This is a genomic window from Allobosea sp. TBD101, assembly GCF_059817965.1.
In genome coordinates this window covers 845418-866675 of sequence record NZ_CM187543.1, presented here as the reverse complement: position 1 = coordinate 866675, position 21258 = coordinate 845418, and the positions used below count along the sequence as shown (strand labels likewise).

At 64.9% G+C, this 21258-nt stretch carries 17 protein-coding genes; 9 read left to right on the top strand and 8 right to left on the bottom strand.

All coding sequences use genetic code 11. From position 1 onward, the window contains the following. Positions 1-57 precede the first annotated feature (57 nt). Entirely contained in the window at positions 58-1638 is a 1581-nt protein-coding gene (gene tnpC / locus AC6RIC_RS04115; protein WP_499735210.1) for an IS66 family transposase, read from the top strand. Beyond that, entirely contained in the window at positions 1635-2267 is a 633-nt protein-coding gene (locus AC6RIC_RS04110) for a plasmid pRiA4b ORF-3 family protein (RefSeq protein WP_499735209.1), read from the top strand. Before tnpC ends, AC6RIC_RS04110 begins: the two co-directional genes overlap by 4 nt. Before the next feature lie 533 nt (positions 2268-2800). Here AC6RIC_RS04110 and AC6RIC_RS04105 read toward each other — a convergent pair. Together AC6RIC_RS04105 and AC6RIC_RS04100 are read right to left on the bottom strand one after the other, a co-directional pair. Then, positions 2801-4093 (bottom strand): tyrosine-type recombinase/integrase, encoded by a 1293-nt coding sequence (locus AC6RIC_RS04105; protein WP_499735208.1) that lies wholly within the window; start codon positions 4091-4093, stop codon positions 2801-2803. Between the two features lie 209 nt (positions 4094-4302). Continuing rightward, the gene (locus AC6RIC_RS04100) at positions 4303-5490 is read right to left on the bottom strand and encodes a recombinase family protein (protein ID WP_499735207.1); all 1188 of its coding nucleotides are present in this window, start codon (positions 5488-5490) and stop codon (positions 4303-4305) included. On the opposite strand from AC6RIC_RS04100, the gene AC6RIC_RS04095 reads away from it, so the two are divergent. The 3 genes from AC6RIC_RS04095 to AC6RIC_RS04085 are packed head-to-tail and all read left to right on the top strand — an operon-like array spanning position 5489 to position 6501. Then, entirely contained in the window at positions 5489-5656 is a 168-nt protein-coding gene (locus AC6RIC_RS04095; protein ID WP_499735206.1) for a type II secretion system protein GspG, read from the top strand. The two genes, AC6RIC_RS04100 and AC6RIC_RS04095, sit on opposite strands and share 2 nt — an antisense overlap. Beyond that, positions 5640-6137: a GspH/FimT family pseudopilin gene (locus AC6RIC_RS04090; RefSeq protein ID WP_499735205.1), complete on the top strand. Its 498-nt coding sequence runs from the start codon at positions 5640-5642 to the stop codon at positions 6135-6137. The genes AC6RIC_RS04095 and AC6RIC_RS04090 overlap by 17 nt, the downstream gene beginning before the upstream one ends. Beyond that, a complete protein-coding gene (locus tag AC6RIC_RS04085; protein WP_499735204.1) occupies positions 6127-6501 on the top strand; it encodes a hypothetical protein in 375 nt (124 codons plus the stop codon). The genes AC6RIC_RS04090 and AC6RIC_RS04085 overlap by 11 nt, the downstream gene beginning before the upstream one ends. Here the strand turns inward: AC6RIC_RS04085 and AC6RIC_RS04080 are convergent. From AC6RIC_RS04080 to AC6RIC_RS04060, 5 genes are all read right to left on the bottom strand, one after another. Further along, the gene (locus AC6RIC_RS04080) at positions 6456-7124 is read right to left on the bottom strand and encodes a bestrophin-like domain (protein ID WP_499735203.1); all 669 of its coding nucleotides are present in this window, start codon (positions 7122-7124) and stop codon (positions 6456-6458) included. The two genes, AC6RIC_RS04085 and AC6RIC_RS04080, sit on opposite strands and share 46 nt — an antisense overlap. A gap of 216 nt (positions 7125-7340) precedes the next feature. Next, positions 7341-8069, bottom strand: a complete 729-nt coding sequence (gene istB, locus AC6RIC_RS04075) for an IS21-like element helper ATPase IstB (protein ID WP_499732768.1) — start codon at positions 8067-8069, stop codon at positions 7341-7343. Next, positions 8069-9568: an IS21 family transposase gene (gene istA / locus AC6RIC_RS04070; protein WP_499732769.1), complete on the bottom strand. Its 1500-nt coding sequence runs from the start codon at positions 9566-9568 to the stop codon at positions 8069-8071. The genes istB and istA overlap by 1 nt, the downstream gene beginning before the upstream one ends. Positions 9569-9627: 59 nt before the next feature. Continuing rightward, the gene (locus AC6RIC_RS04065) at positions 9628-13875 is read right to left on the bottom strand and encodes a beta strand repeat-containing protein (protein WP_499735202.1); all 4248 of its coding nucleotides are present in this window, start codon (positions 13873-13875) and stop codon (positions 9628-9630) included. A 111-nt stretch (positions 13876-13986) separates the two neighbouring features. After that, on the bottom strand, positions 13987-15510 hold the full coding sequence (locus tag AC6RIC_RS04060) for a ShlB/FhaC/HecB family hemolysin secretion/activation protein (protein WP_499735201.1): 1524 nt from the start codon (positions 15508-15510) through the stop codon (positions 13987-13989). Positions 15511-16650: 1140 nt separating this feature from the next. Between AC6RIC_RS04060 and AC6RIC_RS04055 the strand changes: the two genes are divergently transcribed. The 4 genes from AC6RIC_RS04055 to AC6RIC_RS04040 are packed head-to-tail and all read left to right on the top strand — an operon-like array spanning position 16651 to position 20130. Beyond that, a complete protein-coding gene (locus tag AC6RIC_RS04055; RefSeq protein WP_499735200.1) occupies positions 16651-17046 on the top strand; it encodes a hypothetical protein in 396 nt (131 codons plus the stop codon). A gap of 16 nt (positions 17047-17062) precedes the next feature. Further along, a complete protein-coding gene (locus tag AC6RIC_RS04050) occupies positions 17063-17698 on the top strand; it encodes a L,D-transpeptidase (protein ID WP_454654908.1) in 636 nt (211 codons plus the stop codon). 44 nt (positions 17699-17742) lie between these two features. Continuing rightward, entirely contained in the window at positions 17743-18768 is a 1026-nt protein-coding gene (locus AC6RIC_RS04045; RefSeq protein WP_499735199.1) for an amino acid ABC transporter substrate-binding protein, read from the top strand. Between the two features lie 12 nt (positions 18769-18780). Further along, complete coding sequence (locus AC6RIC_RS04040) at positions 18781-20130, top strand: porin (RefSeq protein ID WP_499735198.1); 1350 nt, start codon at positions 18781-18783, stop codon at positions 20128-20130. A gap of 62 nt (positions 20131-20192) precedes the next feature. Here the strand turns inward: AC6RIC_RS04040 and AC6RIC_RS04035 are convergent, their stop codons facing one another. After that, on the bottom strand, positions 20193-21131 hold the full coding sequence (locus tag AC6RIC_RS04035) for a LysR substrate-binding domain-containing protein (RefSeq protein WP_499735197.1): 939 nt from the start codon (positions 21129-21131) through the stop codon (positions 20193-20195). Positions 21132-21258: the final 127 nt, after the last annotated feature.

The window sequence follows — 21258 nt, the reverse complement described above, 5'->3', positions numbered from 1 at the left end:
AGATCGACCATGATTCAATGGCTTGGCCGCCGGTCTCGCGATAATCTTAAGACCATCATGGCGAGCGCCTCCGCAGACCTTCCCGATGACGTCGCGACGCTCCAGGCGCTGCTGATCGCGGCGCGGGCGCAGAGCGCCGCCCATCTGCTCATGATCGAGAAGCTGAAGGCCCAACTGGCGAAGCTGCGCCGGATGCAGTTCGGGCAGTCGTCGGAGAAGCTCGATGCCGCCATCCACCAGTTGGAGCTGGCGCTCGAGGATGTCGAAGAGGGCACGGCGGCGCGGACGGTTCTGGAGCGCGCGGTCATGCCGGCAGCTCCCGACGCCCGTCAGCATCCGGTTCGTCGTCCCTTGCCCGACCACCTGCCGCGCGAGGAGATCGTGCATTGGCCAGCGGGCATCGCCAGTGGCGATCTCGGCTGTGGTTGCCAGGCTTGCGGCGGACAGTTGCGCCGGCTCGGTCAGGACGAGACCGAGGTGCTGGAGCGCGTCACCCTGTTCAAGGTCGTTCGGCATATCCGCCCCAAGATCGTCTGCCGCCAGTGCGAGGCGATCGTGCAGGCGCCGATGCCCTCCCTGCCGATCGAACGCGGGCGGCCAGGTCCGGAATTGCTCGCCCATGTGCTGGTGGCCAAGTATGCCGACCACCTGCCGCTTTACCGACAGTCCGAGATCTATGCCCGTGAGGGCGTCGAGCTCGACCGTTCTACCTTGGCCGATTGGGTCGGATCGGCGGCGGCGCTGCTGACCCCTCTGGCCGAAGCGATCGGCAAGCATGCCATGGCCGGGCCCGCGCTCCACGCCGACGATACCCCCGTGCCGGTGCTCGCTCCCGGGTTCGGCAAGACCGCGACGGGCCGGCTTTGGGTGTATGTCCGCGACGAGCGCCCCCATGCCGGTGATGCAGCGCCCGCCGTCCTCTATCGCTACACCCCGGATCGCAAGGGCATCCGCCCGCAAGGCCATCTCCAGGGCTTTGCGGGATATCTCCACGCCGACGGATATGCGGGCTTCGACAAGCTTTATGCCGACAGCCCCGGTAAGCGCACCGCGATCACCGAGGTCGCATGCTGGGCCCATGTCCGGCGCAAGTTTTTCGATATCCACAAAACGAACGCCTCGCCGGTCGCTGCCGAGGCCTTGCGCCGGATCGGAGAGCTCTACCAGGTCGAGGATGCCGTCCGCGGTCGCCCGCCTGACGAACGGCGACGATCACGTCAGGAGCACGCCCTTCCACAGCTCGCCGATCTGCAAAGCTGGCTCGACGCGACGCTGTCCAAGCTGTCGGGCAAGAGCGAACTCGCCAAGGCGATCCGCTACGGCCTGTCGCGCTGGCCGGCTCTGACCCGCTATGCCGATCACGGCGGTCTGGAGATCGACAACAACGCCGCCGAACGCGCGATCCGGCCGCTCGCCATCGGCCGCAAGAACTGGCTCTTCGCCGGCTCCGACAGCGGCGGCGAACGCGCCGCCGTCATCTACACCCTGATCGAGACGGCCAAGCTCAACGGCCTCGATCCGCAGGCCTATCTCCGGGACGTCCTGGCTCGCATCGGCGACCATCCCATCAACCGGATCGGCGATCTCGCGCCCTGGAACTGGCAGACGCCACGAGAGGCCGTTACGCTGGCGGCATGACCTCGGCCGCTTCCCATGTCGATCGCATCGCCTGCATCAAAATCGTGCTCGACCATGTCGAGCCGGCCATCTGGCGGCGCGTCGAGGTTCCCCTGACGACGAGCCTGAGAGGCCTTCACGAGGTTATCCAGGCCGTCATGCTGTTCGAGAACTATCACCTCTTCGACTTCACGATCGAGATCGACGGCCAAAGCAGGCGCTACGGCATCCCCGACCCGGATGGGTGGATCAAGCTCAGCGACGCCAAGAACACCAAGCTCGGCCCGCTGACCGATCGCGGTCTGAAGCGCTTCGCCTACACCTACGACTTCGGCGACAACTGGGAGCACACGCTCACGATCGAGGCCATCGGTGATGCCGATCCCGGCGTCGACTATCCGCGCTTTGTCGACGGCGCCCACCGCGCTCCGCCGGAAGACGTCGGCGGAATCCCCGGCTTCGAGGAGTTCGTCGAGGCCATGGCCAAGCCCAGACATCCCGAACGCAAGCGCCTGATCGAATGGTACGGACGGGTCTTCAAGCGAGAGGACATCGACCTTCCCACTGTCCAGGCCAACATCGCAAAGCTGGCCCGACGCCGCGCCATCGGAAAGGCCGCCTTCGCCAAAAGCCGCCCATCAGAACGCTGAAAGGGCCGACACCGGACGGTTACGGAGGCAGGCTCGCCCCTGCGGCCTCAACGGCCGCGCGGACACCGGCGTCCTTATATTATGTGGGAACCGAGGTTATCCATAACGACGATTCGCCATGCTTCAGCTCCTACACGAACACCTGATCGAGGCTCTTTCGATGGCAACCGTCTTCCGCGCCATCACACCCCGTATGAATCGGCTGATGTCGGCTTTTGTAAGATCGCGGACTAGCCTCATGCCGAGAAGCGGAACGATGTGGCGATTGATCCGGCCACGGTCGACGTCGAGCGTGCTCGCTTTCTTGGGCTTATTTCCTTTTGGCATATTGCAGGTGGATCAAATTCAGCGGAAGTGGAGCACCATGTCCTCCCCTTTCGATGTCGTGGTTGCAATATGGTTGCAACGCCGTTCCGACGAGAGGAGGCCAAGGAGGTCTCGCACCATATCTTATCGAAATCATTGTAGAATTTTGCGCCCCGTTACGATTCGAACGTGTGACCTTTGCCTTCGGAGCACCCGCTAGGCTATGCTCAGCTCTGGCTAGGGGCCTGTGATCCACCTATTAAGAACTCCTCCCAGTGAGAGGTGTCTCTGCGCCTCTCATATACTTGATCTTTCAGCATAAAGTCGCAAATCGTTCTAGCCACCCGATCAGCGGCGGCCAACAGGACGCTGTCGAGATGATGGACGTACTTACTAGTGACCGTGCCGGCGGCATGGCCGAGCATAGCGCCGATGGTCGACTCGCTGTAGCCGAGATCGCCCGCGACTGATGCATAGGAATGCCGCAACGTATGCGGCGTCACTCCTTCCAGCTTGGCCTTCTTGATAATGCGCTCGAAACCGGACGGCATACCACCGAAAGCTCCATCGCTTCTGGCGGCCGGCAGCACAAACGGACAGTCCTTGCGTTTCGCGAGCCGATCAAGCGTGTCGAAGGCAGCGCGGCCGATCGGCCGAACCGATGCCCCTTCCTTGCTGTCCACAAGGCGGAAGCAGCCGTGCTCGGAATCAACCTCGCTCCATTTCAGAGCTTCGATCTCGCCCAGACGGCAGCCCGTCAGAGCAAGCAGCCACACTCCCTGGACGACCTGTTCGGTTTCCAGTTCCTCCACGGCAATCAGCAGCGCGTTGCCGAGCCGACGGTATTCCTTCTGGTCCAGCCTACGAGCACGGCGACCATCGGCTGGCCGCTTCACACCCTGGGCTGGATTCACGGAGATGGTGCCTTCCGACACCGCATAGGAGAGGATTCCGCCGAGCAGCCCTGTCGTTCTGGCGGCCGTGCCGGGGCCGCCTTCGACGACCGCCTTGCCGCGCTTCTTCTCTGTCTTTTCGATGGCAGCCGTCCTTCCCGTCATCACATCTCGCATAAATCGGCTGATGTCGGCCTTCGTAAGATCGCGGACCAACCTCATGCCGAGGAGTGGAATGATGTGGCGATGGATTCGCCCGCGGTCGACGTAGAGCGTGCTCGCTTTTTTGGGCTTATTTCCTTTCCCCATAATCAAGCCGCGCTCGGCCGCTGCGAGATAACTGTCGCACAATTCCTTCACGGTAAGAGAATTGCGTTTCGTGAGCCGCTCCTCCGCCGGATCTTCGCCTCGCGCCACATCGCCGAGGATGGCCTTTGCTTCCTTCCGGGCCTCTTCTACGGTCAAGGCGCCATGAGGACCGATCTTTATCCTTCGAGTACGGCGCCCGGCTCTATACTGTGCCATGTAGACCTTCTTTCCGGTCGGCCACACACGAACGCCGAAGCCGGAGAGATCGTCATCCCATACGAAATAGTCGCTGACCTCCCCGCCGAGACCGTCGACCAAGCGCTTTGTAAGCCTCGCCAAAGGGGACCCCTCCGTGCTGCTACAGGAAGCATATAGGAAGCGGCAGGAAGCAAATTCAGGCCAAATCCATCCTAACCGCTGCCTTCAAGAGCGGGAATATAATGCTCTATTTTCAATGAAATAGCAAACTCAAGCTAAGCGCAGGAAGCTACGTAAAAAGGCTCACGGCAATCCTCCGAAGGCAAAGGTCACACGTTCGAATCGTGTCGGGCGCGCCACTTCGGTACACATCTGCGAACACCACCGTCAGCCGCGAGCGTTAGCCCGGCGACGGCCTGTTCCAGGGTAGCCTTATCCCCGACAATGCGGACGACGCCGTCGTCGACCTCGACACGGTCAACCACGGCCCGGATGTACGCCTTGCGAAACGGCATCTCGCCCGTGGTGATGTTCTCGCGCATGACGCGCCCAAAGCTTTCGATCACGGCAGGGTCGAACGCCGTGGGCGGAGCTGCCTGCGCCCTGATGCGGTCGAGCGTTGTGCTGGTCCTCTCGCGATCCAGCTTGAGGCTGGCGATCCGGTCCTTGAGGATGTCGTCGAGCTCCGCGATGCCGTCTTCGACCATCTTGTAGAGACGTTTCAGCTTCGCCTCGGTTTCCGTGAGTTCGGACTGGAGCGCGGCGACACGCTTGTCGATTTCAAGCGTCTGGGCGGCCCGGCGCTCCGAGACCGAGGTCGGCAGCGCGGTCAGGTGCCTGGGCCCGAAAAGATGATCGACGAGGCTGTTGGTCACGAGGTCGTCGAGTTTGGCCATCGGGATCGAGCGTCCCTTGCAGGCCGTCTTGCCCTGCCGGGCGCAGGTCGAGCAGGTGTAGTAGCGATGCGTCGTCCCCGATTTCGAGGTTCCGGTTCGCAGCGTCATCGCGCCATCGCAGGAGGCACAGACGGCAAGTCCCGTCAGCAGGATCGGACCGGTGACGGCGCGCGGCGCGGCAACACGGGGATCGCGGCTTTTCAGCGAGGCGGCAACGGCTTCGAATTCCCCGCGCTCGATGATGGGCAGCACGCTGACGACAATCCGCTCGTCCTCCGGCTTGTCGCGCAGGGTTTTGGAGCAGCGTCGGTTGAACACCCATTCGCCGACATACACGCTGTTGGTCAGGATGGTGTGGACAGCGCTGACGCCGAACCGCCCGGCCGAGCGCGTCCGATAGCCATGCTCATTCAGCCAGCAGGCGATGGCCTTGACGCCCATCGGGCCGGACTTGCCGGTGCCGATCCGGTAGAGGCGGTAGATAAGCCGGATGGTTTCCGAATCGACCGGATCGACGACGAGCTTCTTCTTGACGCGGACACCGCGCCTCTCGACCTCCTGGGTCGTGTATCCTAATGAGGCAGAAGGCTTGAAGGCGTTGCTGGAGCGCCCCGCCAACATGGAGGGTTGGCGCGGTCCTTACCTGAAAACCGATAGGGCCCTGATCGATCCGTGGGGACGTCATTACCAGTATGCCCGGACAGCCGAAGGCGGCGAGTTTCGCATTCGGACACTTGGAGCCGATGGCGTTCCCGGGGGAACCGGCGAAAATGCCGATCTACCGTAAAGCCTACGCCGATCGCATCAAGAGCCGGATCGGCAAGCCGTCGGTATGGAGCGACGAAGGCTTCACTATCCTCGAAGTTCTCGTAACCCTCGCCCTGGCCGCAACGGTGACGACAGGTCTCGGAATCGCACTGCAAGCGGCCTCGCGGCGATCGACGCTGGATCAAGGCCTTTCGATCTTGCGCAGCATGACGGCACTTGCTCGCGCGGAAGCGCTGAGTTCCGGTGACGTCGCCACGCTGACGATCGATCCCTCCCGGGGGGCATTGCAGATCGGTGCGCGCACTCGCCATGCAGCATTGCCTGCCGGTATCTCGCTCAAGGTCACAACCGCCAAGGAAGCCGCCATCGATGGCAAAGCGATAATCGCGTTCTTTCCAGACGGATCTTCGAGCGGAGCAGAATTCCAGCTGATATCCGGAAACGCATCGGCGAGCGCCTCTGTCGCCTGGCAAAATGGCCGGTTCCAGCATGCTCCGTAGAACTTTTGCTGGACAAGGCGGCTTCACCAGTCTCGAAGCTACGATTGCCCTTGCCATCGGTGCGGGTATTATCGGCGTTGCCTTGACGGCGTTTTCGACTTGGTCGCAGCGCGTCGCGGAAGCAGAAATGCGCCTCCTTGCCAGCAAGACGGCCGAGTCCTTGATGGCACGGGTCGGTCTCGATCTTCGCCCTGTCGCTCAGCGCCTCCAGGGACGGCAATCCGGCTTCATCTGGGAATTCGCTCTGGCCTCGCCGCCCGCTTCTTCAACCCTGACACCAATGTTGCAGGCACGCTATTCGAAGCCAAAAGCTATGGCTCAGGGTGCCGGAACGCGTTGGTTCACCGAAGGTGGTTCGATCTGACCGGATATCGTCCATTCATAGGCGAGATTGCTCGGTCGGATTGAACCCAGTCGTGGCGAGGCCAAGTCGAGCACGAGGGTGACGACCGATGTCAGCATGGCCATCAATATGATCGGGAGTATGAGCTGCCTGTCCCTTCGCTGCCCGAGATGAAAGCCGAGCGCAGCCAGCGCAGTCAAAGGTAACACGAGCACGAGCCAAAAGATTTGCGGAGGTATGGGCAAAGCGAATGCGAAGCGTTCTCCAGTTGATCGGTCGAACATATCATTGAGTGCTTTCATCAATTCTGCGACGAGGGGGTCCTTTCGCTCTTGGGCGATTACCGTGAAATTCTGCCAGATTGCGGATTGAAGCTGCCCGGTGCGCCGGTTGAGTTCGCGCAAATCGGCGGATTCCGCGTTTGCCCGCACGAAGGCGAGACGCGTTTTCGCGTAGTCCCTCAACTGCAAGGAGATCTCGTTACCCTTGTCGTGGCCGATGGCGCTCGACCGCAACCAGGCGGTGCCGATCGCGTTGGCCTCGCCGATCGTGCCCTGGCGGCGTTCCTCGAAGCGGGCGCTGGCATGGGCCAGTGTCAGGGCAAGCACGAAGCCAATCAATCCAAGCATGCTGCCGATGACCATGCTGCTGCCCTCAGCAGAATCGTCTCCCACCGGGCGCTTCCGGCCGAGCCAGCGTCCCCCTTCGAAAGCCAGAATGTCAAACGGCCCGCAAAGTTGCCCCCCGATCGGCGTCCAATGTTGACCCCTTGAGTATGCTTCGCGGCGAGGAGGCGGCGCGGCGGAGCTGGTCTGGATTGCGCAGCCGCGCCGACTCCGGATCGGTGGTGTGCGGGGAACTCAGAGCCTGTTCTTGAAGCGCCAGCTCTCGTTGCCGGTCTCGACGATGTCGCAGTGATGGGTGAGCCGGTCGAGGAGCGCGGTGGTCATCTTGGCGTCGCCGAAGACGGACGGCCATTCGCCGAAGGCGAGGTTCGTGGTGACGATGACGGAGCTCTGCTCGTAGAGCTTGCTGACCAGGTGGAAGAGCAGTTGTCCGCCGGACTGGGCAAAGGGCAGATAGCCGAGTTCGTCGAGGACGATGAAGTCCATGCGTGCGAGATAATCGGCCATGCGGCCCTGGCGGCCGGTGCGGGCTTCGGCCTCGAGCTTGTTGACGAGATCGACGACGTTGAAGAAGCGGCCTCGAGCACCGGCACGGATGCATGCCCGGGCGATCGCGATGGCGAGATGGGTCTTGCCGGTCCCAGTCCCGCCGACGAGGACAACATTGCGCTGGTGCGCCAGGAAGTTGCCGCCGGCGAGATCATGAACGAGGGTCTCGTTGATCGGGGTTCCGTCGAAGGCGAAGTCGGCGACATCCTTGGCGAGCGGTAGCTTGGCGATGGTGATCTGATACTTGATCGAACGAGCCTGCTTCTCGGCGATTTCGGCGGCGAGGAGGTCGCCGACGACGCGCTGCGGCTCGTGCTGGCGCTTCACCGCCGAGGCGATGATCTCGTCGTAGGCGGCCTTCATGCCATAGAGCTTGAGCTCGCCCATGGTGGCAAGAATCTCCGAGCGTTCCATCACACGGCTCTCCTGAGGCTGTCGTAGCGGGCACAATCGGCGGCAGGCTCATGGTGCAGGCGCAAGGCATCGGGCGTCATGATCGTGATCGCTGCCGCCGGCTCGCGGCGCCGGGCCAGGATGTTGATGATCACGTCGGCGGAGTGGACGCCTTGCCGCAGAGCATCCGCGCAGGCGGCTTCGACGGCGGACAATCCGTCGCTCAGCACCGCGGTGAGGATCTCAACCATCTGCCGGTCGCCGTCTTGAACGGCCGCGAGCTTGCGCCGGACCCGGTCGATCGCACCGGGCAAGACCCAGTCCTTGAAGGGCGCTCCGTTCCGCAGGGCGCCCGGCTTGCGAGCCAGTACCGGGACATAGTGCCAGGGATCGTAGATGGTCTGGTCGCGGCCATAGCAGCGGGGATGCTCGCCGACGATACGCCCGTCCTGGCGCAGCTCGATCCGATCGGCATAGGCGCGGATCTCGACGGGGCGCCCGACCGCACTCGCGATGACCGAGTACTTGTTGTTGTCGAAGCGCACGAGACAGGTCTTCGACACCGAGGCTGGCAGTGAGTGGAAGCCGTCGAACCGCCCCGCGTAAGGCACCAGGCTCGGGCGCTCGGCTTCGAACATCTCCCAGATTGTGCGGTCACGTTGCTCCGGATGGCGGTGGGCCTTGGCGTAGCGAAGCACCTGATCCAGCAGCCAGGCGTTCAACTCGTCGTAGTTCTTGACCCGCAGGCGCGGGGCGAAGAAGCGCTCGCGCACGAGCCCGACCTGGTTCTCGACCTGCCCCTTCTCCCAGCCCGAGGCTGGCGTGCAGGCGACAGGGTCGACCAGATAGTGGCTGCACATCTGCTGGAAGCGGCGGTTATAGGCCCGCTCCTTGCCGACGAAGATCGTCTCCACAGCGGTCTTCATGTTGTCGTAGATGCCGCGCGTGCAGGCGCCCTTGAAGAAGGCGAAGGCGCGGTCATGGGCGTCGAAGACCATCTCCTGGCTCTCGCGCGGATAGGCCCGTACGAACAGCATGCGCGAGTGACAAAGCCGGACATGCGCCACCTTCACCTGGGTCGTGGCGCCATTGATGACGACGATCTCGTGGCTCCAGTCGAACTGGTAGGCCTCGCCGGGCGCGAAGCTCAAAGGCACATAGGCGTCGGCTGTGACGGCGGATTGCTCGCGGCGCCAGCCTCGCGCATAGCGACGAACGGCATCGTATCCGCCCTCGTAGCCGAGATCCCGCAGCTCTTCGAAAAGACGGATCAGCGTCAGGCGCTCGCGGGCCGGCTTGCCGTCGTTCGCCATCAGAAGCCGATCCAGCTCAGGGCGCCAGGGCCCTATCTTCGGCTGCGGCTGAACCTTCCGCTCATACTCGAACGACGTCGCGCCAGAGCGCAGCACCTTGCGCACCGTGTTCCGAGAGACGTGCAGCTCGCGGGCGATCTCCTTGATCGTCTTCCCGCGGATCGAAAACTCGCGCCGGATCCGCGCAATCGTATCCACGCCCTTCATCCCCCGCCCGCCCATCCGAAACCAGGACGGACAGTCTCACCGAAACCGGCTCAAGGGGGTCAAAGTTGGACGCCGATCCCCCGCCTCATGGGGTCAAACTTGCACGCCGAAACACAGTTCGCGCCAAGCGTGAGCGAGCCCTGACCGATCGCATAATGGCCGACGTTCTCGCCGGCCGCACGGCTCAGCGCGCCGGAGAAGGTATCCGCTCCGACAAGGCTGCCGGCCGTCATCGAATAGGTCAGCGCCGTATCAACATCACCATAGGTCTTGCCGTGCCCAGCCGTCGCCGAGACCGTCACCGATCGTGGCGTGATCCCGAAATTCGAACCGGCATAGCTCAGCGTATAGTTCGCGTTCAGCGCCAGCGAGCCCTGGTTGATCGCGTAGTTACCGACGTTTTCGCCGGCCGCGCGGCTCAATGCACCGGAGAAGGCATCCATTCCAACGAGGTTACCGACCGTTACCGTATAGGCCAGCGCTGCGTCGGCATTGCCATAGACCTTGCCCTGTCCGGCCGTCGCGGAGACCGTCACCGCGCGCGGCGTGATCCCGAAATTCGAGCCGACAAAGCTCACCGCATAGTTGGGGTTCGCCAGCGTACCCAGGTTGATCGCGTAGTTGCCGACATTCTCACCGGCCGCGCGGCCGAGCGAACCGGAGAGCGTATCGGCTCCGACCAGGCTGCCGGCCGTGACCGCATAGGTCAGGGTCGGATCGACATTGCCGTAGACTTTGCCCTGCCCGGAAGAGGCCGTCACCGTGACCGCGCGCGGCGTCACCGTCAGCAGGCCCGCGCTGTTGAAGGCGAGAGCATAACCCGTGCTCGCACTCAGCGACCCTTGCGCGACCGTGATCGCATAGGATGATCCGGCCACGCCCGCCGCGGCGGATGCGCCGGTCGAGGTCACGCTCGCCGAACCGGAAACGACGCTGCCGAGCGTATCGCCGAGATACGCATTAGCGACACCGGCATTGAGGCCCGACACGGTATAGGCCGAAGCTAGGGAAGCGGCGGCGGCGTCGCCATAGGTCTTGGCGAGATCCGTCGAGGTATAGGTCAGCGTCGGCCGGTAGGCGAAGAGATAGCGGTTGCCGGTCTGCGCCACGCTGCCGGGCGCCAGGGTGGCATAGGAGGCGTTCCAGATCGCCCGTTGGCCGCTGTCGAGATTGCCGAAGCTCGCCGTAGCCGGAGCGTCGGAATAGACCAGCCAGCGCCCGCCGCCGGTGAGCGACAAGGCCCCGGCGCCGGCATTGTTGGTGAAGGCGCCGTTGGAGGCGAGGACGACGGCATCGCCGGTGCCGCTGGCGGTCACGGTTCCGTCGAGCGTCAGGCCGCCGCTGGCCGAGCTGTTCACGGCGCTGACCTTGCCGGCCGTGACCGTGCCGAGCGTGATGGCGCCCGCAGCCGTGTTGGTCTTGCCGGCGCCGTCCCGCAGCTGGACATCGACCGTTCCGGTGCCCGCATCGACTGCCGCTCCCAGCGTGATCACGGCTGCCCCGGCATCGCGCTGGGCATCGACGACGCCATTGGCGAGGCGGTCGTTGCCGATCAGCGTCAGGTTGCCGTTGTCTGTGGTGATCGCCGCGTTGACGAGAATGCTGCGTCCGGCCTGCAAAGTGAGATGGCCGCCATTGCCCGCCGGATTATTCGCGGTGATCGCGCTGTTGACGGTGATGTCGTTGGAGGCTTGCAGGGTCAGGGCCGAGCCCGCATTGAGCTGGCGCGTGATCGCATCGCTGCGGATCGTCACGTCCTGCGCCATGACGCGGTCGAAGGTCAGCGCGTTGAGATCACCGAGGCCGACATAGACACGGCCGGATGTCGAATCGTTCGCGGAGCTTGCGATGAAGACGTCGTTCGTGTCGCCGGCCGTCCTGAAGCCGAGGGAGCTGCCGTTGGTCGAAGCGATGAGGCTGTTCGATGACGAGACCACTCCGACAGTGGCGCCCATCGCGCCATTGCCCCAGGTCACCGCGCCCTTGTTGCCGCCCCATGTTGGGGTGCGGACGACATAGTTGCCATTGCTCAGCGCGATAACGGGTTGAATGCCGACATTGTCGCCTGCCGTCGAGCCGACGAGGCTGTTCGACGACGAGATAGCGCCCGAGATACCTGCCGTCCCGCTTCCCCAGGTCACCGCGCCCTTGCCGCCGTTCCAGTTGTCGGTCCGGACGACATAATTGCCGTTGCCCAGCGTCGTGATGACGTAGCTCCCGACCGCGTCACCGATCGTGGAGCCGACGAGACTGTTCGATGACGAGACTGCACCGACGATCCCCGTAGCGCCGGAGGCCCAGGTCACCGCACCCAGGTTGCCGCCCCAGCCACCGCTGGCGACGAGATAGTTGCCGTTGCTGAGCACGGTGATGCCGTTGCCGCCGACACTGTCGTTCGCGGCCGAGCCGACGAGGCTGTTCGACGACGAGACCGCCCCCGATACGCCCGTCGCCCCGCTCCCCCAGGTCACCGCGCCCGTGTTGCCGGTCCAATTGGCCGAGCGGATGACGTAATTGCCGTTGCTCAGAGTCGTGATGCCGCCATTGCCGACGAAATTGTTCGCAGACGTTCCGGTCAGCGTCGAGATCAGCGCGCCCGTGACGGTGTCGTAGAGATAGACCGCTCCGGCCCCGTTCTGCCCGCCGATCGCGGTGCCGTGGGCCGTGACGACGGTCTTGCCGACGCCCTGAAGCTGGGCGACGTTCGAACCGAACTGGTTGTTGCCGGCACCCTGTAAGGGATCAATGAGCTGATACTGCGGATATTTCCCCGTCGCGTCGTCGATGACGATGTTCTTGGGGTCGAGCAGGACGGTGCCGCTCGTGCCCAGCGGCGCATTGACCGCGGCCGAGCCGCCGAACACCAGATCGCCCTTCGAGGAGACCTCGACCAGCCCGCCATTACCGCCGGCCTGTCCGCCGCGCGCGCTGATCGCGCCGTAGAAATCCGTTTTCGCGCTGGACCAGACCACGACGCTGCCGCCGTTGCCGGCCTGGGTCGCGTCAGCCCGGATCGTCGTCGCGGGGCTGATCGTCGTCGTCACGGCATGCGCCAGCGTGCCGCCGCCCTGATAGTCGCCGCCGATGCGCACGGCGCCGCCGCCGGTCGCGCCCGACGCCAGGACCATGCCGGACGTCGTCTCGACATAGCTCTGCGACCCGCGGGCCGTGAAAGCGCCGCCGGCGCCAGCAACGCCCTGGAGGTTCCAGACGCCGTAGCTGCCGATGCTGATCCCGGCGACGTCGATCGCGCCGCCGCTCGCGCCGGAGGCGTCGACCGTGCCGCTGTTGTTGACGATATCGCCCTTGAGCGCGAGCGATCCGCCCTGGCCCTGCTCACTGCGCGCCTTGACGGAGGCTCCCTTGGCGACCTCGACGACGCGGCCGGAGATTGCGACCCGGCCGGCGCCGTCACGTCCCGAGGCGGAAACGCGACCCGCGACGCGCACGGTGCCGCCATCGCCGCCGCCCAACACGACGGAGCCGTTGCGGCCGGAAATCGAGCTGGCCGAAACCTTGCCGGACACGTTGATCGCGTCGCGCACCGCGGCCTGCGCGGTCGCCGCCTTGATCTCGACCCGGCCGCCATAAGCGGAGACCTTGCCGGACACATCGATCAACGCCTTGCCGTCGGCAGTGGTCGTGCCTGATGGCACGGCGACCTGCAGAAAACCGTCGCCGGTCGGATCGAGCGTCGCCTGTGCCGCCGCACCGAGGCCGACGCGGCCAAGCGGGACGCTGATCGTGCCACCGTTGGAGACCACGCTGCCGAGCAACCCGACGAAGCCGCCCGAACCAGCGGTGATCGCACCGTCATTCGACACGGCTGCCGGGGCCGATCCGCCATTGAATTGCAGGCGCCCGGCCATGAAATCCCGGTCCTCGATACCCAGCGTCGAGGCGACGAAGCCGCCGCCGACCTTGACCGTCCCGGTTGCGGTGATGGCGATGCCGTTCGGATTGACGAGGAAAACCTGACCATTGCCTGTGATCTGCCCGGCGATCGTGGAGGACGCCGATCCGGTCACGCGGTTCAGGATCGCCGAGGACGCCGAGGGCTGGGCGAAATGCACGCTGTTCGGCTGGCCGACGGAGAAGCCCTGCCAGTTGACGATCGCCCGCTGGGACCCCTGGGTCACCGTCATCGCGGGGCCGGATGCGCTGATCGTGACCGAACCGGCGGCGACCTGGCCACCCGTCGGCAGGGCGGTTTGCGCGGAGACCAGAGCCGTCGAGGCCAGCAGGGCAGCCGTCGTCGCCGGAGCCAGCCTCAGCCTGTTGCACCGATTCGCAGTCTTGATCGTCATCTGTCCCGCCCCCACGCGACGAATGCCCGAGACACCCACCGCGATCTCCCCCACGCCCGCCGGACGCCTATTCCCGAAAACCTTGTCGCGGCGCCCGATCGGGCGCCGCGCTCAGAACCGCACCGACACCGCCAGATTGCCGCGCCAGCCTTCGCGCTCGCCTGCGACGGTGGAGAAGCTGCGCCCAACCTCCGCGCTGATGATCGGCTTCACTGCGCCATCGGCGACGTCCCCGGCGATGCGCAGGCCGACACCCAACGCCGCCGCGCTGATCCAGGCACGCTCGACAGCGGTCGGCATCAGGATCTCGCCACGCCCGCCGCTGGCGAAGAGGTAAGGCGTCAGCGTCGCGCCCCAACCGTCCTGGGAGACGCCGAACGAGCGCCCCAATTCGCCCCGCAATGTCGCGCCTTGATCAACGTTGAACGTCCCGGCCGCGAAAGCGGAAACCTGATCGAGGCCGTCGAGAGAGAACTGCTCCGAGCTCAGCATCGGCTGGTTGAACGCCCACTGCGCCCTGGCGGTCAGATCGAACTGCATCGCCCAGGGCAGCGACTGGACGACGCGCACACTTGCCGCGAGCTTGGAGAAATCAGGGTCGCCACCGAAACGCGACAGCGGAACCAGGGATGCCGCCACATCGGCCCGGTCGCGTCCGCCGAGACCTTGCGAATAGGTCGCATTCGCCTGGGTCGTCATGCCCCAGGGGAATGCCGTCCCATAGGTCGCCCCGGCTCTCAGCACGGCGTAGCGATCGCGGCTCAGGTCGACCCCGAAACCCAGAGCCTCGGTGCGCTGCCGGATGGCTTCCAGCGAAACGTCGACATTCAAGGCCTGCGTGCGCGTGCGGATCAGCGGATAGGAACTGCGCAGGGCCAGGCGCTCGAATGTCCCCCGGGTCGCGGGAGCTCCCGGCAGCGGGGTCGGCTGCGTCTGGCTATGGGTGTATTCCGGGTTGATGGTCCAGCCATCGGAGCCCAGCGGAATGACGGCACCGCCACCGAACAGCCGGAGCCTGGCCTCGGCGCCGAAAGCCTGCCCGAGATCGGTGCCGGAACCGACCGCACCGTAAAACTGCTCGCCGAAGCCGAAGGGGCTGTTCAGCGCGAGATTGCCGTTGAGCTGCCACCGGCCGAGCGTCGCGTCGAGTCGGTTGTCCGCGCCGATGCTGCCGCTCAGCAGGCGATGCGTGCCTTCCAGCACGAGCCGCGTTCCGCCGTCGCGCTGGCCGCGTATCAGCGTGCTCTTCAGGCGGACGCCCGGCGCTCCGCCGGCGATCAGCAGGCGCCGCTCGATCTCGGCGAGCGTCAGGCGCGGCACCCCGACGAGGCTCGCCGTTCGGCCCGCGACGACAGCACGAACCCGCTCGGGAACACCCGAAACGTCCACGGCTTCGATCTGGCCGTCGATCACCAGCAGGCGGATCGGGCCGCCGTCGCGCAGATGCTGCGGCGGCAGGACGACGCGGGCCAGGACATAGCCCGCAGCCGCATAGACCTGCTCGACCGCATTGGCGAAAGCATAGATGTCCGCGACGCTGACCCGCCGCCCCTCGACACGCGGCAGCAAGGCCCGCGTCGCCTCCGCGAGGCCGGGGAAGCTCCCCCTCGACAGCGACGCGTCCGACCCTGACATGAAGCCGCTCCGCACCTGTCGGCGCCCGCAGCTCCGGCATTGCCGACAAAGCAATGCCGCCTCCTGCACCCCGCGTCGAAGGGCGCAAAGTCTCCGGCGTGACCTGACTCGGGGCAATCTGCGCAACAACCAATGACGGCGGGGTCATCGGCAGGAGCACGATGAAGGCCGAGGCGAAATGCTTACGATTGAAGAAGCCGCGGCCGCGAACGCCCCGACCCAAAACTGTACATGCCTCCGGCCAGCCGGAAGTGACGAATCTCATCAACCGGCCCCAAAAGCCATAGTAATTCGAATAGATCTACCAAAGATGCCCTAACAACGTCAGCTAAAAATCTGACATAATAAAATGTATCTACCGAGATTATTCAGATATACACATCGCATTACCGCTCAACAACATGTGACATAAAATAGTTATATTTCACCAAACCCAATGTCATAAAAATCGAAAGTATGCTGCGGCGAAGTATTTGATATTGGATCGACATACAATAAATTTCGGCATCAAATTACGGCAAGATAGATTATGAGATCTTCCCGATACCGTCGAAGACCGTTATCCGGATTCCGCCGCCGGTCGCAATCGAGCAGCTCGCGCCGTGCTGTGCGCCCGGTCCGCCGACGATGCGCCTGCGCGGGCCTCGTGCAGGCGCTGTCCATCCTCTCCGAGAAAGGCGCGCCAGCCCCGGCGTTCCATAGCCGGCTAGCCGCCCCTGTCCTTTGCCGCGGCGATAGGATCCAGCGAGGTCCGGCTGGCTTGCGGCACACATTTCAGTACCTTCGAAGCGCGCTGCTGTGCGCGGACACCGTCCGGCTTCGGAGGGGCCCCGTGTCTTTCGCTGCACCTTCCCGCTTCCGGCGCGACTGAGACGCCGCCGAACCATCTGAACGAAGGGGCTTGATCACGATCTCATTTGCGGATGTCCTACGGGGGTTCCGATCGCGCCTTCGAGGCCAGACGGACACGGTCTGGCGCTCCCGAGGCTTCACGGCCGGCAACGATGCCGGAACTTGCGAGGATGGAAGATGAGACAGAGACCCGGCAGCCCCCGGCATGGGAAAGACTTTTCGTCCGGCGTCCTGGCTTGCGGCCTTGTGCTGCCCCTGATTTTAACCGCTTGCGGCGGTGGCGAGAGCTTGCCGTCATCGGCAGCCGTCGCGCCGAGCGCGCCCGCCCCGGCAGGTCTCTCGCGCGATGCCCTGATCGGGCGCTGGGGCATAGCCTCCTTCCACACGGAGAAGGACCGCAAGCGCACCGAAACGGAAGCGAAGGCGCAATGCGGCCAGCCCTATACGATCGCCAAGGGTCCCGGCGACGGCGTCATGATGCATGTCGCTGACGACCCCAAGGCCTACGAGCTCCGGTTGAAGGCGGGAGCCGGCGGCAAGACCTATGTCGGCTTCGAAGCACCGGCCGGCGACCCGCAGGATCGCGAACTGCTTTCGGTGAAGCCGAGGGAACTCGTGATGCGGTTCGTCGATGCCGATGCGCATCGGCGCTACGGCACCTTCATCTACATCCGCTGCGGCTGACCGGAGTGAACGGGACATGAGCACCATCGATCACACCCTGCGCGGCCTCCTGCTCTCTGGTCTCGGCCTGCTGCCGCTGCTCGCCGCGCCGGGAGCGACCATGGCCCAACCGCGCCCGCCGGCGGCGACCCAGGAGACGATGGAGGTCGGCGACGAACCCGGCCGCGTCTCAACGGAAGAGGTCAGCATTACCGAAGGCCCCTATGCCCGCCAGATGGTGCTGTTCCGCTCGAGCGAGGCGCCGGGCACTGTGGTGATCCATTCGGCCGAGCGCTTCCTCTATGTGGTCCAGGGCAATGGTCGCGCGCTGCGCTATGGCATCGGCGTCGGGCGCGAAGGCTTCACCTGGTCCGGGCAGGTCACGGTCAGCCGCAAGGCGGAATGGCCGGATTGGCGCCCGCCGCCGGAGATGCTGCAGCGCCAGCCTTATCTGCCCCGCTTCATGGCGGGCGGCCCCGGAAATCCGATGGGCGCGCGCGCGCTCTATCTCGGCTCCACCGTCTTCCGCATCCACGGGACCAACCAGCCCGAAACGATCGGCGAGGCGATCTCGTCGGGTTGCTTCCGGCTCGCAAACGGCGACATCGCCGATCTCTACGAGCGCGTTCCGCTCGGGACCAAGGTGATCATCCGCCACAAGGCCACGCTGTAGCTCGCCCAACCGCCTCCGACGATCTGCAAAAGGGACTGACAGACATGTCTAAAGCCTCCTGGATTCGCCTTGGTGGTCTCGGCCTCGCCGCCGTCTTCGGCTTCGCTATTCCGGCCGGCGCCGGAACACTTGACGCCGTGAAGCAGCGCGGCGCCCTCCAATGCGGCGTCAGCGAGGGCGTGGTGGGCTTCTCGGACAAGGACGCTCAGGGCAGGTGGAGCGGCTTCGATGTCGATTTCTGCCGTGCCGCCGCCGCAGCGATCCTCGGCGACGCGGACAAGGTCGCCTTCACCCCACTCTCGGCCAGCCAGCGCTTCGAAGCGCTGAAGGGCGGCAAGGTCGATCTGCTCGCGCGCAACTCGACCTGGACGCTCGGGCGCGAAGCGGAGCTCGGGCTCGCCTTCGCCGGCATCACCTATCACGACGGGCAAGGGTTCCTGGTGAAGCGCTCGCTCGGCGTCGACAACGCGCTCGCACTCGACAAGGCGAAGATCTGCGTCGAGGCCGGCACCACGACCCAGCTCAATCTCGCCGATTTCTTCCGGGCCAATTCCATGACCTATGAGGAGAAGGCTTTTCCGAGCGCAGCGGAGAGTCTGTCCGCCTTCCAGTCCGGGCAATGCGACGTGCTGACCCGCGATCAGTCGGCGCTGCACGGCGAACGTCTCAAGCTGGCGAAGCCGGCCGAGGCGACCGTGCTGCCGGACGTGATCTCGAAGGAGCCGCTCGGCCCGGTCGTGCGCAGCGACGACTTCGCCTGGTTTACCGTGATGAAATGGGTGAACTTCGCGCTGGTGAATGCCGAGGAGCTCGGCATAGCCAGGGCCAATCTCGACGAGGCCATGAAATCGGCAAAGCCGGACGTGCGCCGCTTCACGGGGGCGGAGGGCGGCTTCGGCAAGGCGCTCGGCCTCGATGCCGACTGGGCGGTCCGCGCCGTCAAGGCCGGCGGCAACTATGCCGAGATCTACGAGCGCAACCTCGGCACCGGCTCGAAGCTCGGCATCCCTCGCGGCCTGAACCAGCTCTGGAACATGGGCGGCGTCCTCTACGCACCGCCCCTGCGCTAGACCGCGGACGCCATGGCCATCGGGAAACGCACAGCGCTCGACGACCATGGCATATCGCCGGCCTCGATGCTGGCCTGGATGTCCGTTCCGGCCCCCGTCATCGGTGCGCGTGGTTCCGTCGCGCTGACCGCCCTCTGCATCGCCGCGCTCGCATGCCCTTCCGCGCAAGCCGCGAGCAAGCCTCCACAGTTCCTGCGCAGCTGCACGATCACCCCACCCGATCCAGCACCATTTTTTTCCCGGCCAGCCGCCCCGAAACCCGCAGCGGCAAGCGACGACGAGGACGACGACGAGGATGAGGACGACGATGAGGATGATGAAAGCCCCCGCGGCTTCATCTCGCCGGGCACCGGCACCTGCATCGCGGTATCCGGCACGGTCAATGTCGGCGTCCAGCACGACGGCTACAGGGCGAGTGATCTCGCGCGGATGACCGGGCTGGTGCCGCAAAATGCCCTAAGCTCCCCTCTGAGCACGACCTTCCGGATCGAGACCGGGCAAATGCTGGCGGAGGGCCGGTATCTCGCGAGCGCCTTCGAGTTTTCGGTGGACGCAACCAGCGAAAGCAGCGAACTCACGATGAGCGAGGCCAGCGTCACGTTCGGGGCATTCGCCTTCGGACTTGCGAGCTCGCGCTTCGACTTCTGGACCGGCGACGATTTCACCTTCCTCGGGCGGATTCCGAACCGGACCGTCGCGCTGATCGGCTACGAGCGGCAATTGACCGATGAGCTCGGCCTGTCGCTGTCGCTCGAAGACGTCGACGCTGACCGGCGCACGGTGGTGCCGCCGACGGGAAAGCGCCTCCCCGACGGCGTCATACGCCTTCTCTATGAGCAGGACGGGCTGACGCTGCACGGGGGCGTCGCGGTGCGGGATGTGCAGGGCGCCAGCGGTTCGTATCGCGTCGGCCGCGCTGCGATTCTCGGCGCGACCTGGGAGAGGAAGGTCCTCGACCGGCCGCTGACCCTGACGGCCCAGATCGCAGGTGCCGTGAACGCAGCTCCCTATCTCGGCTCGAAGCTCGACCAGCGCACGGCCTTTTCGGTCCTGGCCGGTGATCCGACGACACGCGGCTGGTCCGGCGTGGTCGCGCTCGGGCGCGAATGGACCGATGAATGGTCGACCAACGCCTATGTCAGCCGATACCGGCTTTCGGTTCCGAATCCGTCCGGGTTGGCGGGCCGGATCCAGATCGACCGCGTGGCGGCCAACCTGATCTGGACACCGATCGACGGGTTGCGCCTCGGTCTCGAGGGTTCACTGGCGTGGCAGAAGCTCGAACTCGCCGGCAACGCACGCGCGACAAGCCTCTCCGGCCGGCAGAGCTCGGCGCAGCTCTTCGTGGAGCGGACCTTCTAGCCTTCGCGTTGCAGCGCCAATGCGGCCCTTTCGCAGCGCCCTTCCCGGATCCCGACAGACCGTCAGCAGCGGGCCAGTTGCGGTTTGACGCCTGCCGACCCGTGTTCCTCTGTGCTGACGATGTTCCAGAATTGCTCCACCACGGGGCGAGCATTCGACAGAGAGCGATAAAGCCTGATGTCGACCGTCAGATCCCAGCTGGGGTCGGCTGCGCGCACGAGTTGCCCGCCGGCAAGGTCGAGCCGCACGATGCTCTCCGGTATCCAGGCCAGTCCCCAGCCGGCCAGCGCCATCGCCTTCAGGCCCTCGGACATCGTGTTCTCGTGGATCGTGACGCGCTCGAGTGATCTGCTCGCGAACAGATCCGCCAGCGCGTGGCTGAAGAACGACCCGGTTCCATAGGCAAGATGGCGTGCCGGCGCCGCTCCCGGCTCGATCCGGTGGATGGGGCGGCCGTTCGCATCGGGAGCCGAGACCGGAATGACCCGCTCGTCGCCCAGGCGCGCATGCGTGATGTCGCTGTCGCCGATGAAGACGGGCACGGCGCTGTGCGAATACATCAGCAGGAAATCGCTGCCGCCCTCCCGCAGCAACGTCACGAGGGAGTCGATCCCGTTATTGTCGGCGCTCACCCGCGTCCTGAGCCCGCCGCAGCGCGGCTCGATCCGTCGCAGCCATTGCGGGAAGAAGGTCAGCGACAAGGTGTGGAGCGCGGCGAAGGTCAAGGTATTGGCGCGCAGGCCCTGTTTCTCGCGCAGGCTGTCCCTGGCGCGCAGCAGATCCTGCAGCAAATCCTGCGCCGTCCCGCGAAAACTCTCTCCCGCCGTGGTCAAGCGGACCGGATAGGTAGCCCGGTCGATCAGGGGCAGGCCGACCCAATCCTCAAGCTGCCGGATACGGCGGCTGAAGGCCGACTGGGTCACATGACGCTCGGCTGCGGAGCGCGAGAAGCTGGCCGTGCTCGCCAGGCTGAGGAAATCCTCCAACCATTTGACCTCCATCGCTTCCCCCCAGAGCATTTTCGAGCGAAGTGGGCACCGGTTCGCGTGAAGAAAATGCGATAAAACAAAGGCCTAGAGCAATTCTGCAATCCGAAGAATTGCGGATTTGCTCTAGCTCGTCAGGATG

Coding starts and splice junctions, on each gene's coding strand:
- AC6RIC_RS04110 (WP_499735209.1), top strand. CDS start 1,635: ATGACCTCGGCCGCTTCCCATGTCGATCGCATCGCCTGCATCAAAATC.
- AC6RIC_RS04090 (WP_499735205.1), top strand. CDS start 5,640: ATGCCGATCTACCGTAAAGCCTACGCCGATCGCATCAAGAGCCGGATC.
- AC6RIC_RS04050 (WP_454654908.1), top strand. CDS start 17,063: ATGAGCACCATCGATCACACCCTGCGCGGCCTCCTGCTCTCTGGTCTC.
- AC6RIC_RS04085 (WP_499735204.1), top strand. CDS start 6,127: ATGCTCCGTAGAACTTTTGCTGGACAAGGCGGCTTCACCAGTCTCGAA.
- tnpC (WP_499735210.1), top strand. CDS start 58: ATGGCGAGCGCCTCCGCAGACCTTCCCGATGACGTCGCGACGCTCCAG.
- AC6RIC_RS04095 (WP_499735206.1), top strand. CDS start 5,489: ATGGAGGGTTGGCGCGGTCCTTACCTGAAAACCGATAGGGCCCTGATC.
- AC6RIC_RS04035 (WP_499735197.1), bottom strand. CDS start 21,131: ATGGAGGTCAAATGGTTGGAGGATTTCCTCAGCCTGGCGAGCACGGCC.
- istB (WP_499732768.1), bottom strand. CDS start 8,069: ATGGAACGCTCGGAGATTCTTGCCACCATGGGCGAGCTCAAGCTCTAT.
- AC6RIC_RS04060 (WP_499735201.1), bottom strand. CDS start 15,510: ATGTCAGGGTCGGACGCGTCGCTGTCGAGGGGGAGCTTCCCCGGCCTC.
- AC6RIC_RS04065 (WP_499735202.1), bottom strand. CDS start 13,875: ATGACGATCAAGACTGCGAATCGGTGCAACAGGCTGAGGCTGGCTCCG.
- AC6RIC_RS04045 (WP_499735199.1), top strand. CDS start 17,743: ATGTCTAAAGCCTCCTGGATTCGCCTTGGTGGTCTCGGCCTCGCCGCC.
- AC6RIC_RS04040 (WP_499735198.1), top strand. CDS start 18,781: ATGGCCATCGGGAAACGCACAGCGCTCGACGACCATGGCATATCGCCG.
- AC6RIC_RS04080 (WP_499735203.1), bottom strand. CDS start 7,124: ATGGTCATCGGCAGCATGCTTGGATTGATTGGCTTCGTGCTTGCCCTG.
- AC6RIC_RS04100 (WP_499735207.1), bottom strand. CDS start 5,490: ATGTTGGCGGGGCGCTCCAGCAACGCCTTCAAGCCTTCTGCCTCATTA.
- istA (WP_499732769.1), bottom strand. CDS start 9,568: ATGAAGGGCGTGGATACGATTGCGCGGATCCGGCGCGAGTTTTCGATC.